This is a genomic window from Vallitalea okinawensis (assembly GCF_002964605.1).
Taxonomy (GTDB): Bacteria; Bacillota; Clostridia; order Lachnospirales; family PQDH01; genus Vallitalea_A; species Vallitalea_A okinawensis.
Map to the genome: position 1 here is coordinate 326043 of NZ_PQDH01000004.1, position 22683 is coordinate 348725.

The 22683-nt window shown below is 33.9% G+C and carries 18 protein-coding genes and 1 other annotated feature; of the genes, 17 read left to right on the forward strand and 1 reads right to left on the reverse strand.

The window, feature by feature from the left end; translation table 11 throughout:
• The first annotated feature begins 16 nt into the window (after nucleotides 1-16).
• From lysS to C1Y58_RS14365, 12 genes are all read left to right on the forward strand, one after another.
• Nucleotides 17-1492 (forward strand): lysine--tRNA ligase, encoded by a 1476-nt coding sequence (gene lysS / locus C1Y58_RS14305; RefSeq protein ID WP_242985407.1) that lies wholly within the window; start codon nucleotides 17-19, stop codon nucleotides 1490-1492.
• Nucleotides 1493-1679: 187 nt separating this feature from the next.
• Complete coding sequence (locus tag C1Y58_RS14310; protein WP_105616740.1) at nucleotides 1680-2924, forward strand: putative glycoside hydrolase; 1245 nt, start codon at nucleotides 1680-1682, stop codon at nucleotides 2922-2924.
• Nucleotides 2925-2952: 28 nt separating this feature from the next.
• Nucleotides 2953-3342 (forward strand): hypothetical protein, encoded by a 390-nt coding sequence (locus C1Y58_RS14315; protein WP_105616741.1) that lies wholly within the window; start codon nucleotides 2953-2955, stop codon nucleotides 3340-3342.
• Nucleotides 3343-3345: 3 nt separating this feature from the next.
• The gene (locus C1Y58_RS14320; RefSeq protein WP_105616742.1) at nucleotides 3346-4299 is read left to right on the forward strand and encodes a hypothetical protein; all 954 of its coding nucleotides are present in this window, start codon (nucleotides 3346-3348) and stop codon (nucleotides 4297-4299) included.
• Between the two features lie 169 nt (nucleotides 4300-4468).
• Complete coding sequence (cdaA, locus tag C1Y58_RS14325) at nucleotides 4469-5368, forward strand: diadenylate cyclase CdaA (RefSeq protein WP_330404432.1); 900 nt, start codon at nucleotides 4469-4471, stop codon at nucleotides 5366-5368.
• Nucleotides 5358-6677: a CdaR family protein gene (locus C1Y58_RS14330; RefSeq protein ID WP_105616743.1), complete on the forward strand. Its 1320-nt coding sequence runs from the start codon at nucleotides 5358-5360 to the stop codon at nucleotides 6675-6677. Before cdaA ends, C1Y58_RS14330 begins: the two co-directional genes overlap by 11 nt.
• Before the next feature lie 526 nt (nucleotides 6678-7203).
• Nucleotides 7204-8553: a phosphoglucosamine mutase gene (gene glmM / locus C1Y58_RS14335; RefSeq protein ID WP_105616744.1), complete on the forward strand. Its 1350-nt coding sequence runs from the start codon at nucleotides 7204-7206 to the stop codon at nucleotides 8551-8553.
• Between the two features lie 82 nt (nucleotides 8554-8635).
• Nucleotides 8636-10465, forward strand: a complete 1830-nt coding sequence (gene glmS, locus C1Y58_RS14340; protein WP_105616745.1) for a glutamine--fructose-6-phosphate transaminase (isomerizing) — start codon at nucleotides 8636-8638, stop codon at nucleotides 10463-10465.
• A gap of 833 nt (nucleotides 10466-11298) precedes the next feature.
• Nucleotides 11299-11886, forward strand: coding sequence for a TetR/AcrR family transcriptional regulator (locus C1Y58_RS14345; protein WP_105616746.1), 588 nt, complete (start codon nucleotides 11299-11301; stop codon nucleotides 11884-11886).
• A gap of 22 nt (nucleotides 11887-11908) precedes the next feature.
• On the forward strand, nucleotides 11909-12649 hold the full coding sequence (locus C1Y58_RS14350; protein WP_157950109.1) for a CPBP family intramembrane glutamic endopeptidase: 741 nt from the start codon (nucleotides 11909-11911) through the stop codon (nucleotides 12647-12649).
• A 162-nt stretch (nucleotides 12650-12811) separates the two neighbouring features.
• Nucleotides 12812-13090, forward strand: coding sequence for a hypothetical protein (locus C1Y58_RS14355; protein ID WP_105616748.1), 279 nt, complete (start codon nucleotides 12812-12814; stop codon nucleotides 13088-13090).
• Nucleotides 13091-13537: 447 nt separating this feature from the next.
• Entirely contained in the window at nucleotides 13538-13969 is a 432-nt protein-coding gene (locus tag C1Y58_RS14365) for a hypothetical protein (protein WP_105616750.1), read from the forward strand.
• A 267-nt stretch (nucleotides 13970-14236) separates the two neighbouring features.
• Here C1Y58_RS14365 and C1Y58_RS14370 read toward each other — a convergent pair whose 3' ends face one another.
• Nucleotides 14237-14794: a GNAT family N-acetyltransferase gene (locus C1Y58_RS14370; protein WP_105616751.1), complete on the reverse strand. Its 558-nt coding sequence runs from the start codon at nucleotides 14792-14794 to the stop codon at nucleotides 14237-14239.
• 284 nt (nucleotides 14795-15078) lie between these two features.
• Nucleotides 15079-15327, reverse strand: a binding site (T-box leader).
• 615 nt (nucleotides 15328-15942) lie between these two features.
• Here C1Y58_RS14370 and C1Y58_RS14375 point away from each other — a divergent pair.
• The 5 genes from C1Y58_RS14375 to C1Y58_RS14395 all read left to right on the forward strand — a co-directional run bounded on the left by C1Y58_RS14375 (nucleotide 15943) and on the right by C1Y58_RS14395 (nucleotide 22604).
• Nucleotides 15943-17670 (forward strand): sensor histidine kinase, encoded by a 1728-nt coding sequence (locus C1Y58_RS14375; RefSeq protein WP_170311599.1) that lies wholly within the window; start codon nucleotides 15943-15945, stop codon nucleotides 17668-17670.
• A complete protein-coding gene (locus C1Y58_RS14380; RefSeq protein WP_105616753.1) occupies nucleotides 17663-19303 on the forward strand; it encodes a response regulator transcription factor in 1641 nt (546 codons plus the stop codon). Before C1Y58_RS14375 ends, C1Y58_RS14380 begins: the two co-directional genes overlap by 8 nt.
• 117 nt (nucleotides 19304-19420) lie before the next feature.
• Nucleotides 19421-20758 carry an extracellular solute-binding protein gene (locus tag C1Y58_RS14385; protein WP_105616754.1) on the forward strand — a complete coding sequence of 446 codons (1338 nt, stop codon included), beginning with the start codon at nucleotides 19421-19423 and terminating at the stop codon, nucleotides 20756-20758.
• 104 nt (nucleotides 20759-20862) lie between these two features.
• Complete coding sequence (locus C1Y58_RS14390) at nucleotides 20863-21750, forward strand: carbohydrate ABC transporter permease (RefSeq protein WP_105616755.1); 888 nt, start codon at nucleotides 20863-20865, stop codon at nucleotides 21748-21750.
• A gap of 14 nt (nucleotides 21751-21764) precedes the next feature.
• Complete coding sequence (locus C1Y58_RS14395) at nucleotides 21765-22604, forward strand: carbohydrate ABC transporter permease (RefSeq protein ID WP_105616756.1); 840 nt, start codon at nucleotides 21765-21767, stop codon at nucleotides 22602-22604.
• Nucleotides 22605-22683: the final 79 nt, after the last annotated feature.

Sequence of the window (22683 nt, forward strand, 5' to 3'; positions counted from 1 at the left end):
CTAAGGAGGGGTCCTAGTGCACGAGCAAGAGCAAGGACTAAATGAGCTTCTACAGATACGTAGAGATAAGTTAAAAGATTTAATGGATAATGGAAGAAACCCATTTGAGATTACAAAATTTGATCAAACTCATCACAGTAAAGAAATACTTGATGGCTTTGAATCATTAGAAGGCAAAGAAGTTGTTATCGCCGGTAGAATGATGACTAGAAGAGATATGGGGAAAGCATCTTTCTGTCACCTTCAAGATCGTGATGGACAAATTCAATGTTATGTACGTAAGGATAAGATCGGTGAAGAAAGTTATGGCGACTTTAAACACTATGATTTAGGCGACTTTTTAGGTATTAAAGGTGAAGTCTTTAAGACACAAAAAGGTGAAATCTCTGTAAAGGCTAAAGAAGTAACTTTATTATCAAAGAGTCTTCAAATATTACCTGAGAAATTCCATGGTTTAAAAGATACCGATACACGTTATCGTCAAAGATATCTTGACTTAATCGTTAATCCAGAAGTTAAAGATGCTTTTGTAAAGCGTTCCGCGATTATCTCTGAAATCAGAAGATATCTTGATCAAGAAGAATTCTTAGAAGTGGAAACACCTGTATTACATACAATACCTGGTGGAGCTTCTGCAAGACCATTTATTACACATCATAACTCATTAGATATGGATATGTACATGCGTATCGCTCTTGAGTTACACTTGAAGCGATTAATCGTAGGTGGTTTTGAGCGCGTTTATGAAATTGGTCGTGTATTTAGAAATGAAGGGATGTCTGTTAGACATAATCCTGAGTTTACTTTACTTGAGTTATATCAAGCATTTACAGATTATCATGGTATGATGGACTTAACTGAGAACTTAATCCGTCATGTAGCAGAGAAAGTATTAGGCAAGACAACTGTTACTTATGATGATGTTGAAATTGACTTAGGAAAGCCATTTGAAAGATTATCTATGTTAGATGCAGTTAAAAAGTATGCTAACATTGATTTCAATACAATCAGTACAGATGAAGAGGCTCAAGCATTAGCTAAGGAGCATCATGTAGACTTTGAAAAGCATCATAAGAAAGGTGATATTCTTAACTTGTTCTTTGAAGAATACGTTGAAGAACATCTCGTTCAACCTACTTTCATCATGGATCATCCAGTTGAAATCTCACCACTTGCTAAGAGAAAACCAGAAGATCCAGCGTACACAGAGCGTTTTGAATTATTTATAGTACGTAGAGAACATGCTAACGCTTTCTCTGAATTAAACGATCCGATTGATCAAAGAGGACGTTTCATGCATCAAGAAGAATTAAGAGCAGCTGGTGACGAAGAAGCCAACATGATTGATGAGGACTTCTTAACAGCATTAGATTATGGTATGCCTCCAACAGGTGGTTTGGGTATTGGTATTGACCGTCTTGTCATGTTATTAACAGATTCCTATTCAATTCGTGACGTCTTATTATTCCCAACAATGAAGCCAAAAGAGTAATTAACGTATATAAAAACCCAGTTTGCCAGAGCTGGGTTTTTCTTTTATTTCCAGCTCATTAGGCTAAATTTATAACATTTATCTTAAGGAAATATGAAATAATATAAAAGAAATCTTAAAAGTATCGAACTCCAATAAAGATTATGCTATAATATAAAAGTCAACCATGTAACATTTGGAGGTTATTATGAGAAAGAGATCAAAAAATCGCCTAGGAATAGTTCTAGCAAGTATTATTATCGGGATTTTAGTTGTAGGTACGGTTTATTATTTTACAAAAGATAACAAACCTTCTTTTACGTTGGAAAAAAATGCTGAAGGAGAACCAGCACTACCAACAGAAGTACAAGAAGTCATCATAAAGGATACAGTTTATACGTTCTCATCCTATATGGAGCAACCTGAAATCGATTATTCTGTTTATGAGTACGTACCACCAGTTAAGGGACTTTATGTGACAGCTTATGCAGCTGTATCAAAAAAAATGGATACAATAATCGATATCGCTAATACAACAGAAGTGAATGCTGTTGTCATTGATGTTAAAAGTGATGATGGTTATGTGACGGTTGAAACAGATAACCCTCTTGCGAAGGAAATAGGGTCTGATACGAATCCAACCCTAAGTGATGCAAGAAACATGATAAAAGAACTTAAAGAACAAGGTATCTATACAATAGCCAGAATCGTTTGTTTCAAAGATCCTTATTTAGCAAGTTCTAAGCCTGAGTATGCCATCAAAAACCCTGATGGATCTTTATGGACCTACAGAGGTATACCTTGGTTAAATCCATATTACGATGAAACTTGGGAGTATATTGTAGATGTAGCTAAATCGGCTGCAGAAGTAGGATTTGATGAGATCCAATTTGATTATATCCGTTTTGAATCCTCAAGTCAGCTAAAGAACTTAGACCTTGGACCAAAGTCCAAAGAGGTATCTCGACAAGAGATTATTTTAGAATTTGTGGACTATGCATTATCTGAATTAGATCCTTATGGTATTGAAGTTTCTGCAGATGTATTTGGTGTAATTATCAATAGTGAAATAGATTCACAAAACTTAGGTCAAAATTATCTAGAGATGGCTCAGAGATTAGATGTTATCTGTCCGATGGTATACCCATCACATTATGGACCAGGTCATTATGGTACTATGACACCAGACCTTTATCCATATGATGTCATTTACGGGTCCATGATGGATTCCGGCGAGGCTTTTGCCACACTTCCTGAAGGAACTGAGTTAGCCACTGTAAGACCATGGTTACAAGCATTTACAGCATCTTGGTTAGGTAGCGGTAACTATATGTCCTACGGACCTGAGGAAATGCGTGTTCAAATGCAAGGTGCATATGATGCAGGACTGGAAGAATGGATATTCTGGAACGCTGCTAGTAATTATTATAAAGAAGCATTTTTACCTGAATAGATGAAATAAGTATAAAGGGGTGAAGTGAGTGCTTAAAAAGGACCAAGTTCGCTTAATGACGAAATTAGCCATCATGGAAAAAAACAAGACAAATGAAGAGAAAAATGTTGAGAAATACTATAAATCTGATTACGTATATATTAATAATTGGAAAACCAGATTGTCAGTTTCGGTGGTTTATATATGCTTTGTTATCGGATATTACTTTAATGAGATATACAATAACAATGTAAATCCATTAAGCTATAATATTCCTGGACTAATTTCCAAAGTTCTTATTGGATATGGTATCATATTGGTTTTATTTACAATGCTTTCTTCTGCAATTTATTCTGCAAGATACAACAAAGTAGCGAAGAACAACGAAGAGTATCTTGAGTTGCTCGAGCAGTTAAAGCAAACGAGGGGAGAGGGGTAAAGCATGACACAATTACTAGAGATTAGAAGTCTTATACTTAATATATATAAGCGCTATGAAAAAGTGATTAACGTTCTAGCCAAGTTTGTAATCATGTTTTTTGTTTTTAGTCAAGTCAATGGTTTCTTTGGTGAAAGCATGTTAAATCGAGGGGTGGTTAATCTAGCATTAGCTGTAGCTGCTCTTGTTCTATCACCAAAGTGGATTGTACTGTTGTTAATCTTTTTAGTTACTGGACAAACAATATTTGTATCCATTGAAGCGGCACTTGTTCTATTTGCATTAATGATGACATTCTATTTACTGTTTGCTAGAATGTACCCTAAACTTAGCTTTTTCATTTTAGCAGTGCCCATATGTTATTTCTTAAAAATACCATTAGTAGTCCCTATAGCAGCTGGTCTCTTCTTTGGTTTGGAAGTTATTATACCAGTAGTATTAGGTGTAATAGCTTATCATTCAGTACCTGTTGTTCCATCATTACTAAGCGTCAGTTCAGGCTTAGAGGATATTTTTAATATGCCAATCGTTATGATCGATATGTTACAAACCGTATTAACCTATATGGTAAACAACAAAGAGTTAATCGCTACAGCGATTATATTTGTTGGTGTCATCATCGTTACATATATACTAAGACGTTTATCCATTGATTATGCAGCTTACATTGCTATGATATCAGGGGTACTGCTTTATATCATCGGTATGGTGATGTCCATTATTATCATGAAAATAGATTTAAACCCATTTTTTGTGATTATTCAAGGTATCTTTTCATCTATAATCGTTATGTCGATGCAATTCTTCAAAGTTGTATTAAATTATCCGAAATCAGAAACGGTTCAATTTGAAGATGATGATTATTATTACTATGTAAAAGCTGTACCAAAGGTTAAAATGAGAGTACCTCAAAAGAAGCAAGTGAAAAAAATAACGTCAATCAAAGGAAACCACTAAAATTTTAGTGGTTTTTTCTTATCTATTCTTTCTAAAAATGAAAAAGAGTGTTATAATATTTTAATAGATAGAAATTCAGAGCTCACAAGGTGGCGTAATTTTCTAAACTTTTACCAATTATCGGGGATGGGTAATTCAGGAAAGGCTGAAAGGATAAGAGGTGTTATTGGTGAATGTACTGTTAAATGTTACACAACAGATTACTCAACAGATTACTCCAGATGTAGGAATGGACATAAGTTATTTTAAGATTCCAAGTATCACATTAGGTGATATACTGGATATTTTGATTGTTGCCTTTTTGATTTACAAGATCATTATGTGGATTAAAGATACAAGAGCATGGGTACTTTTTAAGGGGATCATGTTCATTTTAATTATGTTCTTTTCAGCATCAGTCTTTCAACTCCATACCATATCATGGATATTTAGAAGTACTATTAATGTGGGTATCATAGCTTTTATTGTTGTATTCCAACCTGAACTCCGAAGAGCCTTGGAGCAATTAGGTCGAGGTAATATCATGTCCACCATCTTTTCTAATGAGATGATTCGGACAGTGGATGAAAGCTTATCAGAAGCAGCTATTGATGAAATTATAGCAGCTGCGAAAAATATGAGTCGTGAAAAAACAGGAGCTCTCATAGTTATCGAGCAAGCGGTAGGTCTATCTGAATATGAAAGAACAGGCATTCCAATTGATAGTAAGATTTCTAGTCAGCTCATCGAAAATATATTTGAACACAATACACCACTTCATGATGGAGCAATTATTATCCGGCATGGGCGTATTAAAGCAGCTACTTGTTTCTTGCCTTTAAGTGATAACCCTAATATCAGCTTTCAATTAGGAACCCGTCATCGAGCAGCTTTGGGCTTAAGTGAAGTATCCGATAGTAAGATAATAGTTGTATCTGAAGAGACAGGTACCATATCTATGGCTTATGACGGTAAATTAACAAGGAATATCAATGAGGAATTTATTAAGCGCCATCTTCTAACAGAAGGGAAAAAGAAGGAAGGCATCAAGATACCTCTATGGAAGGGGCGAAAAAAGAATGAAGAATAAGTTTTCCAATAATCTATGGTGGAAGCTCCTATCCTTAGTATTTGCTATCGCTGTATGGCTATATGTCATTAATGAAGTTGACCCTGTTCGCTCAAAATCATTTGATGATGTGCCTGTTGAAGTAAGAAATATTGAAACAATAACAGAAGAGAATAAGCATATTAATTATCTCGATGGGGAAGTTATCGATATTTCCGTTGAGGGAAGACGTTCTGTAATTGATAGCTTGAAAAAGGAAAATATAAGAGCTGTTGCAGATATGAATAAGTATTCTGAAATAACTGAATCAGTTCAGATAGAAATTTATTTTAAAGATGATGAAGAGATTATTGACTATGCCATTAGCCCTTCCATCATGAAAGTGAACATAGAAGATGTGGCTACAGACTCCTTTGTTGTTATTCCTGAGCCTATAGGAGAGCCGGCAGAAGGTTATGTGAGAGGTAATCCAAGTGTAACCAATATGATAGAAATCACAGGACCTCAATCAAAGATTGCCATTATCGACCGTGTTTATGTTGAATTAGATATCACTGATAGCACAAATGATATTCAGCTATCAGCTGTACCTAAGATTGTAGATAGTAATGGGAATGAAATTACTGGAGTGGAATTAAGTCAAGAACAGGTGGATGTAAGTATTCCAATCTATAAATATGATACTGTTAATCTAGATGTGGAAATTATCGGCGAGCCTCCAGAAGGATACAAGTATATTCGACCTTATACACTATCACCACAAAAGGTTAAGATTAAAGGACCTGAAGAGGTCATAGCTGCTATTGATGAAATTGTCCTTGAACCTATTAATTTAGAAGGACTTACAGAAACGAGGACCTTTACAGCCAATATACAAAATAGTTTACCAAAAGGGGTAACCTTATACGATAGTAGTGAACCATTGAGTGTTACTATTAATGTAATAATAGAACCCCTATTGCAAAAAGAATTAAGTCTACCAATCAGTGAAATAAATATCAAGAATATAGGTGAGAAATTACAATTCAATTTTATTAGCACCGAGGATTTTGTGTTAATCTTTGAAGGTTTGCAAGAGGATCTAGAAGATCTTGAGATTAATGATATTCGTGCTAATGCTAACTTAAAAGATTTAGGGGTAGGAGCCCATGATGTTCAGCTTCAGATTTATATGCCTAATGGAGTGAAATTAATTGGAGAGTCACCAACTGTTCAAGTTGAACTGATTGAACTGGTAGATGAGGAAGCTAATGTTGAAGAATCTAATACTGAAGACGACAATAACACGGAAGTAGTTGATGCAGTCACGGAAGAAGAAACTTCGCAATAGGTAAGTTTAAGAGTCAATGATAATAGAAAAGTTTAAGTCTATGAAATAGGTGCCTGATAATAGGGCACCTTTTCTTTGTGTTTTAGTTTTAATAGAAACAACCAGTTGGTGAATTGGTATAGTCCTATTGGAAAAAACTTCGTTTTTACTGACAATATTTGTTGTAAACCAATTTGTGCAGTGGTATACTTAAATAGAAAATTTTCATAGATAAACCATCACATTAAGACCAACAACATAATATAATAATTCTATAATACATAAACCAATTCAAGAATTGGTATACACCATTAACAGAATTGTTACATAAGTTTTTGTGAAAGACTTGTGCTTCCATTTATATGCTGATATACTCATAACTAATGGCTATTTAAGAGTACATTAATGATTATATTTGCTTAATCATTCGTTGATTATACAAGAGTAATCATTGGATAGAAGAGTAAGGTAGAGAATTGAGATAAAATGAACTTGAGGGGAAAAGAATTCTCTGAGATAGTTTGTAGGGTAAGGAAGGAGCACATTGATGGGTAGATTATTTGGTACAGATGGTGTTAGAGGCGTTGCTAATAGTGAGTTAACACCAGAATTAGCATTTAAGTTAGGGCAGGCAGGAGCTTATGTTCTTACAAAAGAAAAACATCATAAGGCTAAAATATTAGTAGGAAGAGATACACGAATATCTGGACATATGTTAGAAGCTGCTCTTGTAGCAGGGATTTGTTCTGTAGGTGCTGAGGCAGTTCTATTAGGTGTCGTACCAACTCCGGCAGTGGCTTATCTAACAAAGAAATATAATGCTGATGCAGGTGTTGTTATTTCTGCTTCTCATAATCCAGTAGAATATAACGGTATTAAATTCTTTAACAATAAAGGATACAAATTAAGAGATGAACTTGAAGAAGAGATTGAAGGTATTATTTTAGATGAAACTGAAAAATGCCCAACTCCAACTGGTGAAGAAATAGGGACTATTATTACGCAGTATGAGGCTGTAGAAGATTACATTGAATATACAAAGAATACGATTAAGACAGATTTAAAAGGTTTAAAGGTTGCTATAGACTGTGCTAATGGTGCGGCTAGTGTAACAGCTGAAAAAGCACTAAAGGCACTTGGAGCCAATGTTCATGTGATACATAGTGAACCTAATGGTAAGAACATCAACAAGAACTGCGGTTCGACACATATGGATGACTTAATACAGATCGTAAAAGACGGTGATTTCCATGCAGGGATTGCATTTGATGGTGATGCAGACCGCTGTCTAGCTGTAGATGAAAAAGGTAACTATATTGATGGCGATCAAATCATGGCTATCTGTGCTGATCTTATGAAAGAAGAAGGTACCCTTAAGAATGATACCATAGTAGCCACTGTTATGAGTAATCTTGGATTGCACCTTATGGGTAAAGAAAAAGGTATAACTATTGAGACAACTCAGGTTGGTGATCGCTATGTTCTTGAAGATATGTTGAAGAATGGGCACAATATCGGTGGTGAACAATCTGGTCATGTTATTTTATTAGATTATAATACAACAGGTGATGGCTTGTTGACAGCTTTACATTTACTTGAAGTATTAGTTAAAAGACAAAAACCACTTTCCGAATTGGCTTCAGTTATGAGAGTACTTCCACAAGTCTTGGAAAATGCAAAAGTGGATAACAGTAAAAAATATGACTTCCATAAAGATGTAACCATCAAGGCTGCTATTCATAAAATCGAAGAAAAATATAAGGATGAAGGGCGGGTTCTCATTCGTCCATCGGGAACAGAGCCATTGGTACGTGTTATGTTAGAAGGTATTGATCAGGCTGTTCTTGAACAAGATGCAAAAGAATTAGCTAGTTTAGTTGAAAAAGTTTTAGGATAGGGAAGACCGAAAGGTCATCCCCAATGAAATAAATAAGCAGAATATTTAGAATGTTCTGTAAAATAATATTAGGAGGCTTATTATGTGTGGTATAGTAGGATATATTGGTAAAAATCCAGCACAATCAATTTTAATAGAAGGTTTAAAACGTTTAGAATATAGAGGTTATGATTCAGCAGGAATTGCTATCTATAACCAAGAAGATATTAATATCATGAAAACCAAAGGTCGCCTAGCGAACTTGGAAGAGAAATTAGATGGTAATCATTTAGAAGGAACAATAGGTATTGGTCATACACGATGGGCCACTCATGGTGCTCCATCTGATCATAACTCACATCCACATGCATCTCATAATGATAAAATCGTTATAGTACATAACGGAATCATCGAGAATTACATGGAGTTAAGAGATGAATTAATTGAAAAAGGATACGCATTTAAATCAGAGACAGATACAGAGACAGTTTCTCACTTAGTATTTGACTACTATAAAGAAAGCAATGACTTATTTGAAGCAGTTATGAAGGCGATCAAGCGTTTAGAAGGCTCATACGCCCTAGGTGTTCTTTGCAAAGATAATCCAGAGGAGTTAATCGCAGCTCGTAAAGACAGTCCTTTAATCATTGGTAAAGGCGATGGAGAAAACTTCATTGCATCAGATATACCAGCTATTCTTGAGCATACAAGAGATATCTATTTATTAGAGAACGGTGAAGCAGCAGTTATTAAGAGAGACAGCATAGAGATCTTCGATATGGAAGAGAAAACAGTTGAAAAGGAAATCTTCCATGTGGATTGGGATATTGCTTCAGCAGAAAAAGGTGGCTATGACCACTTTATGTTAAAAGAAATCTTTGAGCAACCTCAAGTTGTTAAAGATACGCTTTTGCCTCGTTTAACCGACAAAGGTGTTCAACTAGATGATATTAACTTAAATAAGGAAGACTTAGATAAGATCAATAAGATCTATATGGTAGCTTGTGGTACAGCAAGTTATGCTTGTTTAGTAGGGAAGTACTTACTTGAACGAGTAGCTCGTGTACCTGTTGTTGCAGAAGTTGCATCGGAGTTCCGTTACAGAGAACCGATCCTTGATGAGAACACATTGGTTATTGTTGTTTCTCAATCAGGTGAAACTGCAGATACATTAGCAGCACTAAGAATGGCTAAAGATGCAGGAGCAAGGGTAATGGCAGTTGTCAACGTGGTAGGAAGTTCTATTGCTAGAGATGCGGATGATATTTTCTATACCTTAGCAGGTCCTGAAATAGCCGTAGCTTCAACTAAAGCATACTCTTGTCAATTAGGTGCGATGTACCTTATAGCAGCCCATATAGCCATCTTAAAAGGCAAAATGAGTATGGAAGAATATAAAGAGTTAAAAGATGAGCTAATGAGTATACCAGATAAGATTGAGAAAATCTTAGATCAACAAGATGCTATTAAAACATTAGCAGAAGAATATATCGCAGCGAAAAACGTCTTCTATATCGGTAGAGGGTTAGACTTTGCAGTATGTATGGAAGGCTCTTTAAAGCTTAAAGAAATAGCCTACGTTCATTCTGAGCCATATGCAGCAGGAGAACTCAAGCACGGTCCTATTGCTTTAATTGAAGATGATACATTAGTATTCGGTATCGTAACTCAAGAAGAACTCAATGAGAAGACGATCAGTAACTTAAAAGAAGTTAAAGCAAGAGGCGCATCTATCATTACCATTGCATTAGAAGGTAATGAAAAAGCTAAGAAAATCTCCGACCACGTTATCTATGTACCAAGAACACACTGGATGCTAACATCCATCCTAGCCAACATTCCTCAACAACTCTTCGCATATTACGTATCAGTAGGTTTAGGTCATGATGTCGATAAACCACGTAATTTAGCAAAAAGCGTAACTGTAGAATAGGGGAAATATTACAGTTGAACTAATTGTAACAGTAAAAAAATCTCTTTCGCTGTTAAAAAAACTCTTGACGGAGTAAAATAAAATTGTTCGCTAAGGACACGTAATTCAGATTTAAAATCGAGTTACGTGTCTTTTTAGTTCTCTTTTTCTGTAAAAGATAGACTTGAAGATTTAATAGAAATTTGGATAGGAAAACAAATCAAAAATCCTCATGATACCTTTATTTATAAGGAAGACCGCATTTTTGGATGTAAAATAATAAAATTGATTTTTAAATGGAAAACCAAAATGGAGAAGAAAATAGACCATCTCGTCTCTCTTAATCCCTACCCTTTCTTCATCAAAAGCGAAGAACTTTTTTTAACGAATGGAAGGTAAAATGGATAAAAAAGTGGAGGAAAAAAGGGCTGAAAAACGAAAGACTTTTTTTGACTGGAAAAATCAATGAAAAAAGATAAATGGATGAAAACCTAGATGGAAGAAGGAATTAGTGGATTTGAAATGAGGAGGAGGAAGCGAAGGAGTTTTTTTGACGGATACACTAATATATTGTGAGATGTGAAAAGTCATAAAGATTGAGACTCCGGTCAAAAGGAGTAAAATAAAGTTGTTCGCTAAGGACACGTAATTCAGATTAAAAATCGAGTTGCGTGTCTTTTTAGCTTTCTGTTTCTCTAATACTTACTTATTCCTGTTGCTTTACCTAGTTAAACTAAAGTCATCATCAGCGTCTTCATATTATTTGTACTTTACAGTCAGTTATAGATAAATTAAACTGAATTTAATAACTTATGATATTCAGTAAAAACCATTAACTAGTAAGGAGATGGACTATGCCAAAAATTGTGACAGAAAAAAAGAAAGAGATAGCAAGAAAGAGAATAAAGCAAAAGACAGAAAATCTAATTGAAGAGATAGGCATCAAAAATATCACCATTACAAAGATCTGTGATGCAGTCCCCATAGGGAAGGGAACCTTTTACTATTACTTTAACTCAAAGGAAGTATTACTTTATGAAGTCATAAAAGAAAAAGAAGAGAACCTCATGAAACAAATGCTGGATTATTGCAACAAGGACATAAGCATAGAAGAAAAAGTAATAAAAACATTAACAGAAGTCTATATTGGTAAAAGTAGTATAGTCAATACAATAACAACTGAAGAATTTGAGAAAATCATAGCAAAACTTCCTCCAGAATTGATTTATAACAAAGAATTAAGAGGAAAGAACTTTTTTGAATCCTCTATGAAGTTATTAGGAATTAATCCACTAGATGTCAATATGGGGGTATTAGGTGAACTACTCGATGGTATTAATTTTATGGCGTCTAGACCTTGTAAACATGGAGAAGAAGCTAGAAGAGAAGCACTCCAGATTCTGATAAAGGGGCTGGCTGCCTACATAGCTAAAAGAGACTAATATATTGGGAAGGAGATAAATGATGATCAAGTATCTAATCTATACATTTGGAATCACATGGACTTTATGGGGAATGGTTATTCTTGGAGTCAACTTAGGTGTATGGGAATATGGACAGCCTTTAGCAATGACATGTTATGTTATGGCCATATTCGCACCTGGAATCAGTGCTATTATAGTTACCAAAAAGCAATGCCCTTCACAAGAATTCAGGACTTATATAAAGAACATTATTGATGTTAGAAGACCTATTAAATCGTATATATGGGCAATTGGTTTACCCATTGGTATGACTGCATTACCTGTATTAACAGGTGGAGCGACAATAGAAGAACCTTTTTATATGGGCTTTTTATTGATTATACCAATGATTATTGGAGGAGGAATTGAAGAAATAGGATGGAGAGGCTTCTTGCAACCAAGAATAGAAGCACGATTTAGTGTATTCACTAGTACATTGATTGTTGCTGGGATTTGGGCGATATGGCATATTCCTTTATGGTTTATACCTTGGACAAATCAGTCGGAGTGGAGTTTTCTATTCTTTTGTGTCATTGTTACAAGTTTTGCTTTTTTACTTACCAGTGTCTATCACAAAACCAAAAGCATCTTTTTATGCATCTTATGTCACGCTACAATCAATGCTTTTTGGGCGGTTTTCCCCACAAACAATAAAATTTTATCCCTGATACCTGGGCTTCTTATTGCTGTGTGTATAATGATTATAACAACTAATTCATTGGGAAAAAAGGCTTTCGTATAAGGAAGAACAGAGGGCATTTGAAGTTATTATATAAGATCAGTATTTTTTTTAGTAATTATAGAATGTACTTATAGAGGGAAATATATTAATACTGTACATACTTAAAAAGCTTTAAGAATGACTTTAAGTATTGTAAACTTTACTTTAGTAGGTGCTAAATTTATGGACAAAATAACAAAAATTTATATAGTCTATTCTACATTGTTGCTTATTATCTTCTTAGTAAATGATAATGGAAGTATGAAGAATAATGAAAAAATTGGAGTAGCTGTTTTCCTATTTTTATTTACAATACTAGCAAAACATATGCCAACTAAAATGATTTCTATTGTAGAATACTTTGGAATTCAAATAGAGAAGAAGTCAATACAATCTTATCGAGTTGGATTGTATGCTCTAAAGTATATTTCATTAGCTGTTCTTATTCTCTATTTGTTATAACATTACAACACACACTTTCATCAGTCCTTAGTAATAAAGATATAGTTCATATTAATGGTGTTTTTTTGGATGGATGATACAACAAATTTTTCTTGGTACTGTTCTTGGGGTGGATAGAGCATTGAAATCACTAGAAACAAGATGAAATTTTCAAAAGGAAGATTAAATGATGAATCAGGATGTGAATAAAAATAAGATGTATCCAATAGCAATTTTAGTATCTGTTGTAGTTTATAGCACTTTTAGATACTACCCTGATTGGATAAAAATATTAGGATATATTATAGGGTTTTTTTATCTTTCGTTTATAGGGATTAAAGGTATTATTAAAAAGGAAAACTATATTTTCATTACAATATCAATAACATTTGCAATAATTCTCCTTTATGCAGTAATTAATAGTTTGATATAGTATATATAGTACATGTTATATTAAGTAGGTGAATCATGAAAAAATATAAGGTAGGTATATCATTTTATAGTTTTGTGTTTATTCAACTATCAATCTTATTAGTATTATTATTGCACGTAGAGTCCATCATTGCAATAATAATACTTTCTATTATCATTTTGGGCACCTTTATAAGTATAATTGGTATCTTAGTAGATGAATATGTAATAACAGACGAAGGAGTATATAATAATAATAAAATATCTGCAAATAGAAGTTTAAAATTTGAAAATGTGCATGTAATAGTGCTTAATGATTTAATATTTCTTAAAATCATATCTTTTTATTCAGTAAAGAAAAATGAGATAGTAATAGCTTCTTGGTTAAAAGACTATAAAGAACTTGTCAGAAAAGTTATAGAGGAGTCTAAAAAAAGAAACAACCATGTAAGTATTGATATAAGAGTTATCGATTTGATTAATAAGTAGTAGAAATATTTTATTTGAGGCGAGCCTTTTAATAGATTCCCCTAATAATCATATTGGTACTTTAAACTATATCTGAGGCAAATGATTTGAAGTATATCATCACTAATTTAAGATAAATGGAAAGGGGTTAACATTAGATAACATTTGTACAATTTTTTAGGTTGCCAACATGACATCATTCCGATTATCTGTCATGTTGGCAACACTTTGTTATACAATGTTAGGCATGTAAGCTAGTCATATATTCCGTCACTACCTAGATAACTTTTACTCTAGCATAAGCATCATACTATATTCATCTGCATAGGTGTTATCAGCATATTTTAGAGAGTTTTTGATTTTACCAGTTACCTCAAACCCAAAACTTTCATACATCGCTTTAGCTCTTTCATTATCTACCACAACATCAAGTTCCAACTGTTCTACATTATTTTTTTTACACCAATTAATGCACTCCAGCATCATTTTTCCACCTATCCCTAAATTCCAATATTCCTTAAGTACTACGAATGCGACCCCAGCACGATGTCTATAGCGTTTGTATTTATTAACTAAACCAACACTACATTGTCCAACTATCGCACCATTATACTCAGCGACATACCATACTGAGTCAGAATCACTTAATCTTCCAGTTATCATTTTCTTTTCATCTTCTATAGAAACGTCGAACTCACCAGGCTCTCGGGCTAAAAATCTACTTTCAGTATCTACCTTTTTCATCAAATCAATAAGAGCTTCAGCGTCACTTGCAACTGGCTTCCTAAGTATTAAATCATTCTTATTTCTCAATTGATATTTTTTATAATAAGTATTATGTTCCATAATTATTATCCTCCTTATGAATACTATTTTTTTGAGGCTGATCTCATAATTTCCTCAGCACTCTTGCTGGAAACAATCCTAAAATTATATATTCTTATCTCAAAGTAACGTATTTACTCATGTATTTACTCATTTAAATCGTCCTCCCATTAATAAATTCCAATATACTATAGTATGAATGTCGCCACAAATGTCATCTTCACTCATACAACCACCTCCTATCCATTTTTAGGGAATGTCGAGGTGTTTAGGGAGTTTTTATAATAAAAAAACTTCCGCCCCCATAACAGGGCGAAAGTATAAATCCGCTGTACCACCTGATACGACATACCAACATATGCGTTCCTTTTAACGGTAGAAAACCGTCAGAACCTACTCTCATAGATACCACTTAATTAGCCATATCTAAATAAAAGATTTCAGCCTGAAACTCTGGAGTGATATTCAATATTTCCTTAATAGTGTTGGCTTACACCAAACCCAACTCGCTGTAACTTTCAGAAAATACTTACTGTCTCCATCATAGTTTTTAGAATATTTTGTTATCTACAATATTATATATTATTGTGTTAATTTTGTAAATACTGAATTTATTATTTTTTGCTTTTCTTTTTAGTCTTCTTAGATTTTTGAATTTAAAACTCTCTTTTCAGTTTAATTTAGATTAGGGTTGTAAAATTACAATGATCGAGGCAATAGGAATAATTACATAATATACGACTCTTATGTAGACATAGCTTTTTTTCGATATTATAATTAATAGAGATTAAAGTTTGCTTAGTACGTGGGGAAATTAGTTTTAGTTTTTATCATCAATACATTTTTAAATATGGGGGAACGACGCAGGGGGCTTGTCAAGCTCATCGATATTCTTTTGTCGTTTTGGTATTGACCAGAACGGTTGTCTTCGACTATTCACATATATATGAAAACATAATCTTAATGATTCTCATGCATTTGCATATAGTAGGGATATATCTTTTTCGGCTATATACTTATAGTGCCATAACGTCTTTAAGTAGGGTATGGTATACATGATTACATATATGATCATACCGATTATTCTTGTTGCATTTTTAGAAACTATTTGAAAGAAGGTTCGATTAACTATTATGAATTCTAGTTTTATTATTCGATGGATTAAAAAAATGAAGATAAGAACAAAGATTATGATGTTCTATTCTGTTCTTATTTTTGTTAGTCTTGGAATCAGTATGATTGTATATACTCATATGTCTAACAATTATGCTAAAGAGGCTATTATGGATCTCAATATACAAACCATAGAAACTCAGAACAAAAGTCTTGAAGTATTAATTAATGACATCAGTGATTACAGTAAGCAACTTATTTCCAATCAGCATATTCAAGGGGTTCTTGATAATATTGAAGATAATCAGTTAGTATTTAACAGGTTGGATAAAGAGATTGCTGCTTCTGTTATTTTCAATCATAAAGTGTCATCAGCATATATCTTTGATTTAAAAGGCAACTCTTATTCAAAGGATAATCAAAAGTATAAGGAGTTGACACTTGCTGATATCCGTAGTCAAACATGGTATGAAGAAGTTGAATCTCTGCGTGGAGGTTATTACATTAATATCAATGCAGGTGGATTAATTAATGATGCGGAGACAGATTACATCAGTATGTTTCGAATAATCAATTCCAATAATGACCATCAGCCCATAGGGATTTTAATGGTCAATATTGAGGTTGATACGATGAAAGAGATATTGAATATTGGTGTGGGAACAGATTTTATTCTTGTCATGGATAGAGGGGATTACCAAGAATACCTGATTATTGGTGAAAAAGATTTTCTAACATTCAATCCATTTATTAATGAGGTTATATCGGAAGAAACACTTTATATTGAAGAGAAAATCGATGGTAAATCCTATCGTATAACCGGTTTTCACAATGCACAATATGGGTGGCAACTAATACATATGAAGCAGGCGGATGATCAAAATGAGTTGACAGAAAATTATAATCTGGTATTTTTATCAATCCTTATTATCATCGGTATAACCATTTTCTATGGCTCTTTTTACATCTCTAAATACATATCGAATCCGATTGTAGAATTGACTAGAATTATGGAGGCAGTTGAAGCTGAAAAATTTGATGAAATATATATGGGAAGTCGAGAGGACGAGATCGGCCGCTTAGGTAGAGGTTACAATTATATGATTAACCGTATTAAGGAATTGATCGATGAGATTATCCAAGAACAGGAAACCATCAAAAAGGCAGAACTTAGAATTTTGATGGAACAGATTAAACCTCATTTCATCTATAACACCCTTGATTCCATAAGTTTACTTGTTTCAAAAGGATACAAAGAAGAAGCTTACGATAGTCTTGTCGCTTTGGGAAAATTTTATAGAGCCAGTTTGAGCGATGGTAATACAGTTATAGACTTGAAGACAGAATTTGAAATTGTTAAAAATTATTTGTTCATTCAAAAGATTCGTTACAAAGACTTGTTTGAGGTTGATTACAGTCTGGAAAGTCAGTTAGAGAACATTAAGGTACCGAAGCTTATTTTGCAACCATTGGTAGAAAACAGCCTGTATCACGGTATAAGACCATTAGGAATGGAAGGGTATATTGAAGTTGCGGCTTATGAAGAGGATAACTGGATTATATTGATGGTCAAAGATAACGGTCAAGGTATGTCAGAAGATAAAGTCAGAAAGATTAAAAATGAGCAAGAGGGTTTTGAGCAACATAAGGAAAGTGTAGGCTTACCGGCAACAATCAGAAGAACAAGAAATATGTTTGGTGATAAGAGTTACTTTGATATTGACAGTGATAATCAAGGAACTACTATTAAAATCTATATACCTAAGGAGAACGGTCATGATTAAAGAACTCTATAAAGTTATTATTGTTGATGATGAATTTTTAATTAGAGAGCTGGTTGAAGAAAGAGTAAATTGGAAAGAACTTGATTGTGAGATTGTTCTGAAAGCGACAAGTGCTCTTGAAGTGCTTGATTATATCGACGAATATTCTGTTGACATAGTGATAGCAGATATAAATATGCCTGTAATTGATGGTTTGGCATTATCTGAAAAAATAAAGCAATTAAATAAAAGAATAAAGATCATCATGTTGACCGGATATGATGAATTTTCATATGCAAAGAGAGGCATTGATATCGGTGTGGATGGCTATCTGCTTAAACCTATTGATGGAGATGTTATTAAAGAAGAAGTTACCAAAATAATTGGTATTATTGAAGATGAAATAGGTCAGCAAAAAGCTTATGAGCAGGCACTTAAGCGATTGCAAGTTGATAAACCATACATAAAAGATAGATTTTTGCTGGACTATATTCTTGGATTCATTGATAATGATAAACTTGAAAACAGATGGCGATATTTTGATATTAACTCAAGAAGCAAAAATTATCAATTGGGCATAATTGAAATCTGTCCAGAAAATGAAGGGCTTGATAATATTGGGGAGAACTATGAATTGTTATATAAATGGAAAAATGTACTCTGTGAATTGATTGAGGCTAATGTGTTTTCTGACATGAATAGGAGAATTTTTCTTTTAAGTGATGATGAAGAGGGGGTATCGTCAGATGATCTTAATTACATTATTAAGTCAGTTGTCGATCAAAGATATAATGTAAAGATTGGAATCAGTTCTGTTAAGAGTTCCCTTTATGAATATAATGAGATGCTGAATGAAGCGACAGACGCATTAAATTTTAGTGTCATCAAAGGAATGAACAAAGTTTGCATGTATGATGAGATCGGTGTTGATGCCCAGGTTTCTTACGAAACCATGGGTGATTCAGAAGTGTTATTCACTCAGATACTCGATAAACTTAAGTTGTATATCAGGTCAGGTGTAAAAAAAGAAGCAATGATTGCAATAGATGAACTGTTTAAGGTAATCGAAAGTAATATCGATAATGCATCAGGAGAGAAGCTCAATATGCTAAGAGCTGAAATGTCATCTGTAATATCGTACTTTCAGCAGATTGTTTACTCTCATACGACGCAAGTTCAGAAGCAGATAGAAGAGGAACTTAAAAAGACCAATCTTCAGATTTATGTAGATCTGAACACCATTGAATCTTTGCCTAGAGCAAAGTCTCTTGTTGAGAATTATGTAGGTGCGATACTTTCATGTACTGAAAAAATGAATACTAAGAAGAGTAATGATATCATCGACAAAATTAATACATATATTGATAAAAACTATTGTAACAGTGAATTGACTCTTAAAAACACTGCTGCAACATTTTACATCAATCCAGATTATTTATCTCGTATTTATAAGAAAAAAATGGGTATTTCTTTTAAGGATAAAGTCTTTAAGTTAAGGATGGAAAAAGCAATACAGCTTATTAAAGAAACAGATTTAAGAGGTTATGAGATTGGGGAAAAAATCGGAATCATTGATGCCAATTATTTAAGTGTATGTTTTAAGAAATATATGAATATGTCAATTTCGGAGTATAAACGCAAACTTAATTCCTAAATTACATCGAAAAATTGTGGTCGGTTTTTTAAAGGATTGTGTAAGATTACTATATGTTAACTTCTTCGCATCTGGATTATGATGGAATAGTAACAAAAATGCATTTGGAGGGATACTATGTTTAAAAAAATGAAGAAGTTAGTTGCATTAATGTTGGTATTTGTATTAGCAATTAGTGTTGTAGGGTGTGGGAGTGAAGAAGAATCTGCTAAGGCAGGGAATAAAGCAAAGACAGAAGACGTGAGCAACAGTGAAGGATCATCGAGTACAGATGAAGAAATAACATTGGATGTGTGGCATTTATGGACAACAGAAAGCGATGGGAATGCGGTGTCATTTGCAAAAGCTTTAGAAATGTACAAGACCGAACATCCGAATGTAACTATTAATATCGATGCCACAGAGAATGAAGCATACAAAACAAAGATTAAAACTGCAATTTCTGCTAATGAAGCTCCAGACGTATTTTTTACATGGGGAGCAGGTTTCTCGCAAGCGTTTGTTGATGCGGGCCAAGTTGCAAAAATAACAGACTATTTGCCTGAAGATGCGTTAGAGAATCTTAATATGAGTGCTGCAAACAACTTTACTTACAATGATGGATTATATGGTTTACCATTCATTTCATGGGTTGGTGTGTTGTACTGTAACGAAGAGATGTTTGATGCTGCCGGTGTCAAAGTACCTGATACGATGGATGAGCTTTTTGCAGCCATTGAAGCCTTCAATGGTCAGGGAGTTATACCAATTACAGTTGGAGCTAAAGATGCATGGAACGCTATGTTCTTCCAAAACGTAGCAACTGTTCGTACAGCAGGTACCGAAATGAGTACACAAGCTCTTAAGAAAAATATTTCTTACAACCAAAAAGAATTTGTTGACGGTGCTCAAATTCTTGTTGATCTTGTAGCTGCTGATGCTTTTGATCCTTCAGCACTTGCGTTAACTTATGATGAAGCAAAGATTGCATTCCTCAATGCTCAATCACCTATGATGTTCATGGGAAGCTGGCTAGCAGGTGAGGTTCAAAATCCTGAACTATCACAAGTTGTTAATAAGGTAGTTGCAAAGAATTTCCCGGCTATTGAAGGTGGTTCCTATAACAATGAGTTCCTGGGTGGTGCTATTGATGGATTAATGGTTAGTGAAAGCAGTGAACATAAAGAAGTTGCTGCAGAATTTGTTGCCTATATTACTGAAAAAATGTCAAGAGAGAGTTTCTTGCAAGGAGCTGGTATTCCGGTCTGGAATATTGATGTAGAAGGTGAAGTAGTTGACCCACTTGTACAGCAAATTGTCGACTTATCTACTGAATCAGAAGGTTATATTGTTGCTTGGGATACTTTCTTATCAGGATCTGATGTATCAACACATCTTACATTAGTACAAGAGGTATTTGCAGAAATGAAAACAGCTGAAGAGTTTGCGGAGGGTATGCAAACTTTGAATGAATAGTTAAGAGATAGAGAATAGATGATTTTTAGCAAGATGCTTATAAGGCATCTTGCTATCCTTCATCATATTGTTATCGGAAAAGTTATCGTAAAAGGAGGAAGGAAATGAATCGTGTTTTAGCAAATAAGAAGTTGATATTCATTTTTATATTTCCTGCATTTCTCTTTTTCTCTTTAGTCGTCATTGTTCCCATTTTATATACAGGATATTTAAGTACCCTTGAGTGGAATGGTTATTCAGACAGTATATTTATAGGATTTAGAAATTATGTAGAGATGTTCAGTGATTTTCCGAAGGGCTTTACAAAAGGAATAATCAATTCAGGAATATTAGCTTTTTTATCAATATTTGTTCAAGTGCCTCTAGCATTGATATTGGCACTCGTCATATCAAAAGGGATTAAAGGAGAGGGAGTTTTCCGAACTTCTTATTTCATACCCGTTATTATATCTACGACAGTTATTGGACAATTGTGGCTGAAAATATACCAGCCAAATTACGGAATGCTCAATTATATGCTGGAAGCAATTGGGTTATCTGAACTTAAACGGCCTTGGTTAGCATCTACAGAAACTGCGCTTGCTTGTACTTTTTTTGTTATCGTATGGCAGTACATTGGTTATCATATGCTGTTATTATATTCAGCGATAAAATCCATACCAAAGAGCTTGTTTGAGGCAGCAAAAGTAGATGGAGCAAGGAATGCTCAAATCGCAAGATTTATTACCATTCCACTCATTAAGCCTATGATTAAAGTATGTGCAACGTTTGCTCTTATCGGATCGCTGAAAACCTTTGATTTGATCTATGTATTGACAAAAGGTGGACCGATTCATGCAACGGAAGTACCGACGACGATCATGTATAGAGTGCTTATTACAGAGAACAACTACGGTTTAGGTAGTGCTATGGCAATATTCATTATACTGGAATGCCTGATATTTACAGTGTTTATTCAAAAGGCCTTCAAAACAGAGAACTATACATATTAAAGGAGAAATCAGTGATGGGTTCAAATAAAAATAATAGAATATTTAAAATATTTCAATATACTGTTCTCATACTTATCGCTTGTGTTCAAATATATCCTTTGATATGGTTGCTGACTTTTTCACTAAAAAGCAATCAAGAGATTTTCGGTGCTAATCCAATGGCTTTACCCGAAAAATATATGTTCTCAAATTATTCAAAGATATTGTTTGAAGGCAATCTGATACGGTATTTTTTTAACAGTACGTTTGTAACATTTGTTTCAATTGCAATATCAACATTATTGTCAGCCATGGCAGCTTATGCAATCGCTCGAATGAGATGGAAATGGAAGGACAACATGTTGACTCTATTCCTTATAGGATTGATGATACCGATGCAGGCTACGTTGCTACCTCTATTTCTATTCCTTAGAAAAACAGGTGCATACAATACTTATTTTGCTTTGATATTGCCTTACGTGGGATTTGCTATACCTATGGCGATCTATATTTTCGTAGGTTTCCTAAAGTCTATACCACAAGAGATGGAAGAGTCTGCTTTTATTGACGGAGCCAATTTGTTTCAGATATTCGGTAGAATCATGTTGCCGCTTATAAAGCCAGCGATGGCTACAGTAGCAATATTTACTTATTTAGCTTGCTGGAATGAATTGATGTTTGCCATAACATTTATTAGTAAAGAGGAGTTTAAAACTTTAACAGTAGGAATTATGGGAATGGTTGGTATGTATGCAACCAGATGGGGTGAACTTGGAGCCGGTCTAGTTGTGGCGACAATGCCGACGATTATCATCTATGTTCTTATGAGTAAACAGGTTGAAAAAAGTTTTACAACCGGTGCTGTTAAAGGTTAAATAAAAGGGGATTGCTTAGGGAATTGTTGCAGGAGTAAAGAAAGGGAAGAAGGAATTTTAATTGGCTCCATTAAATTAC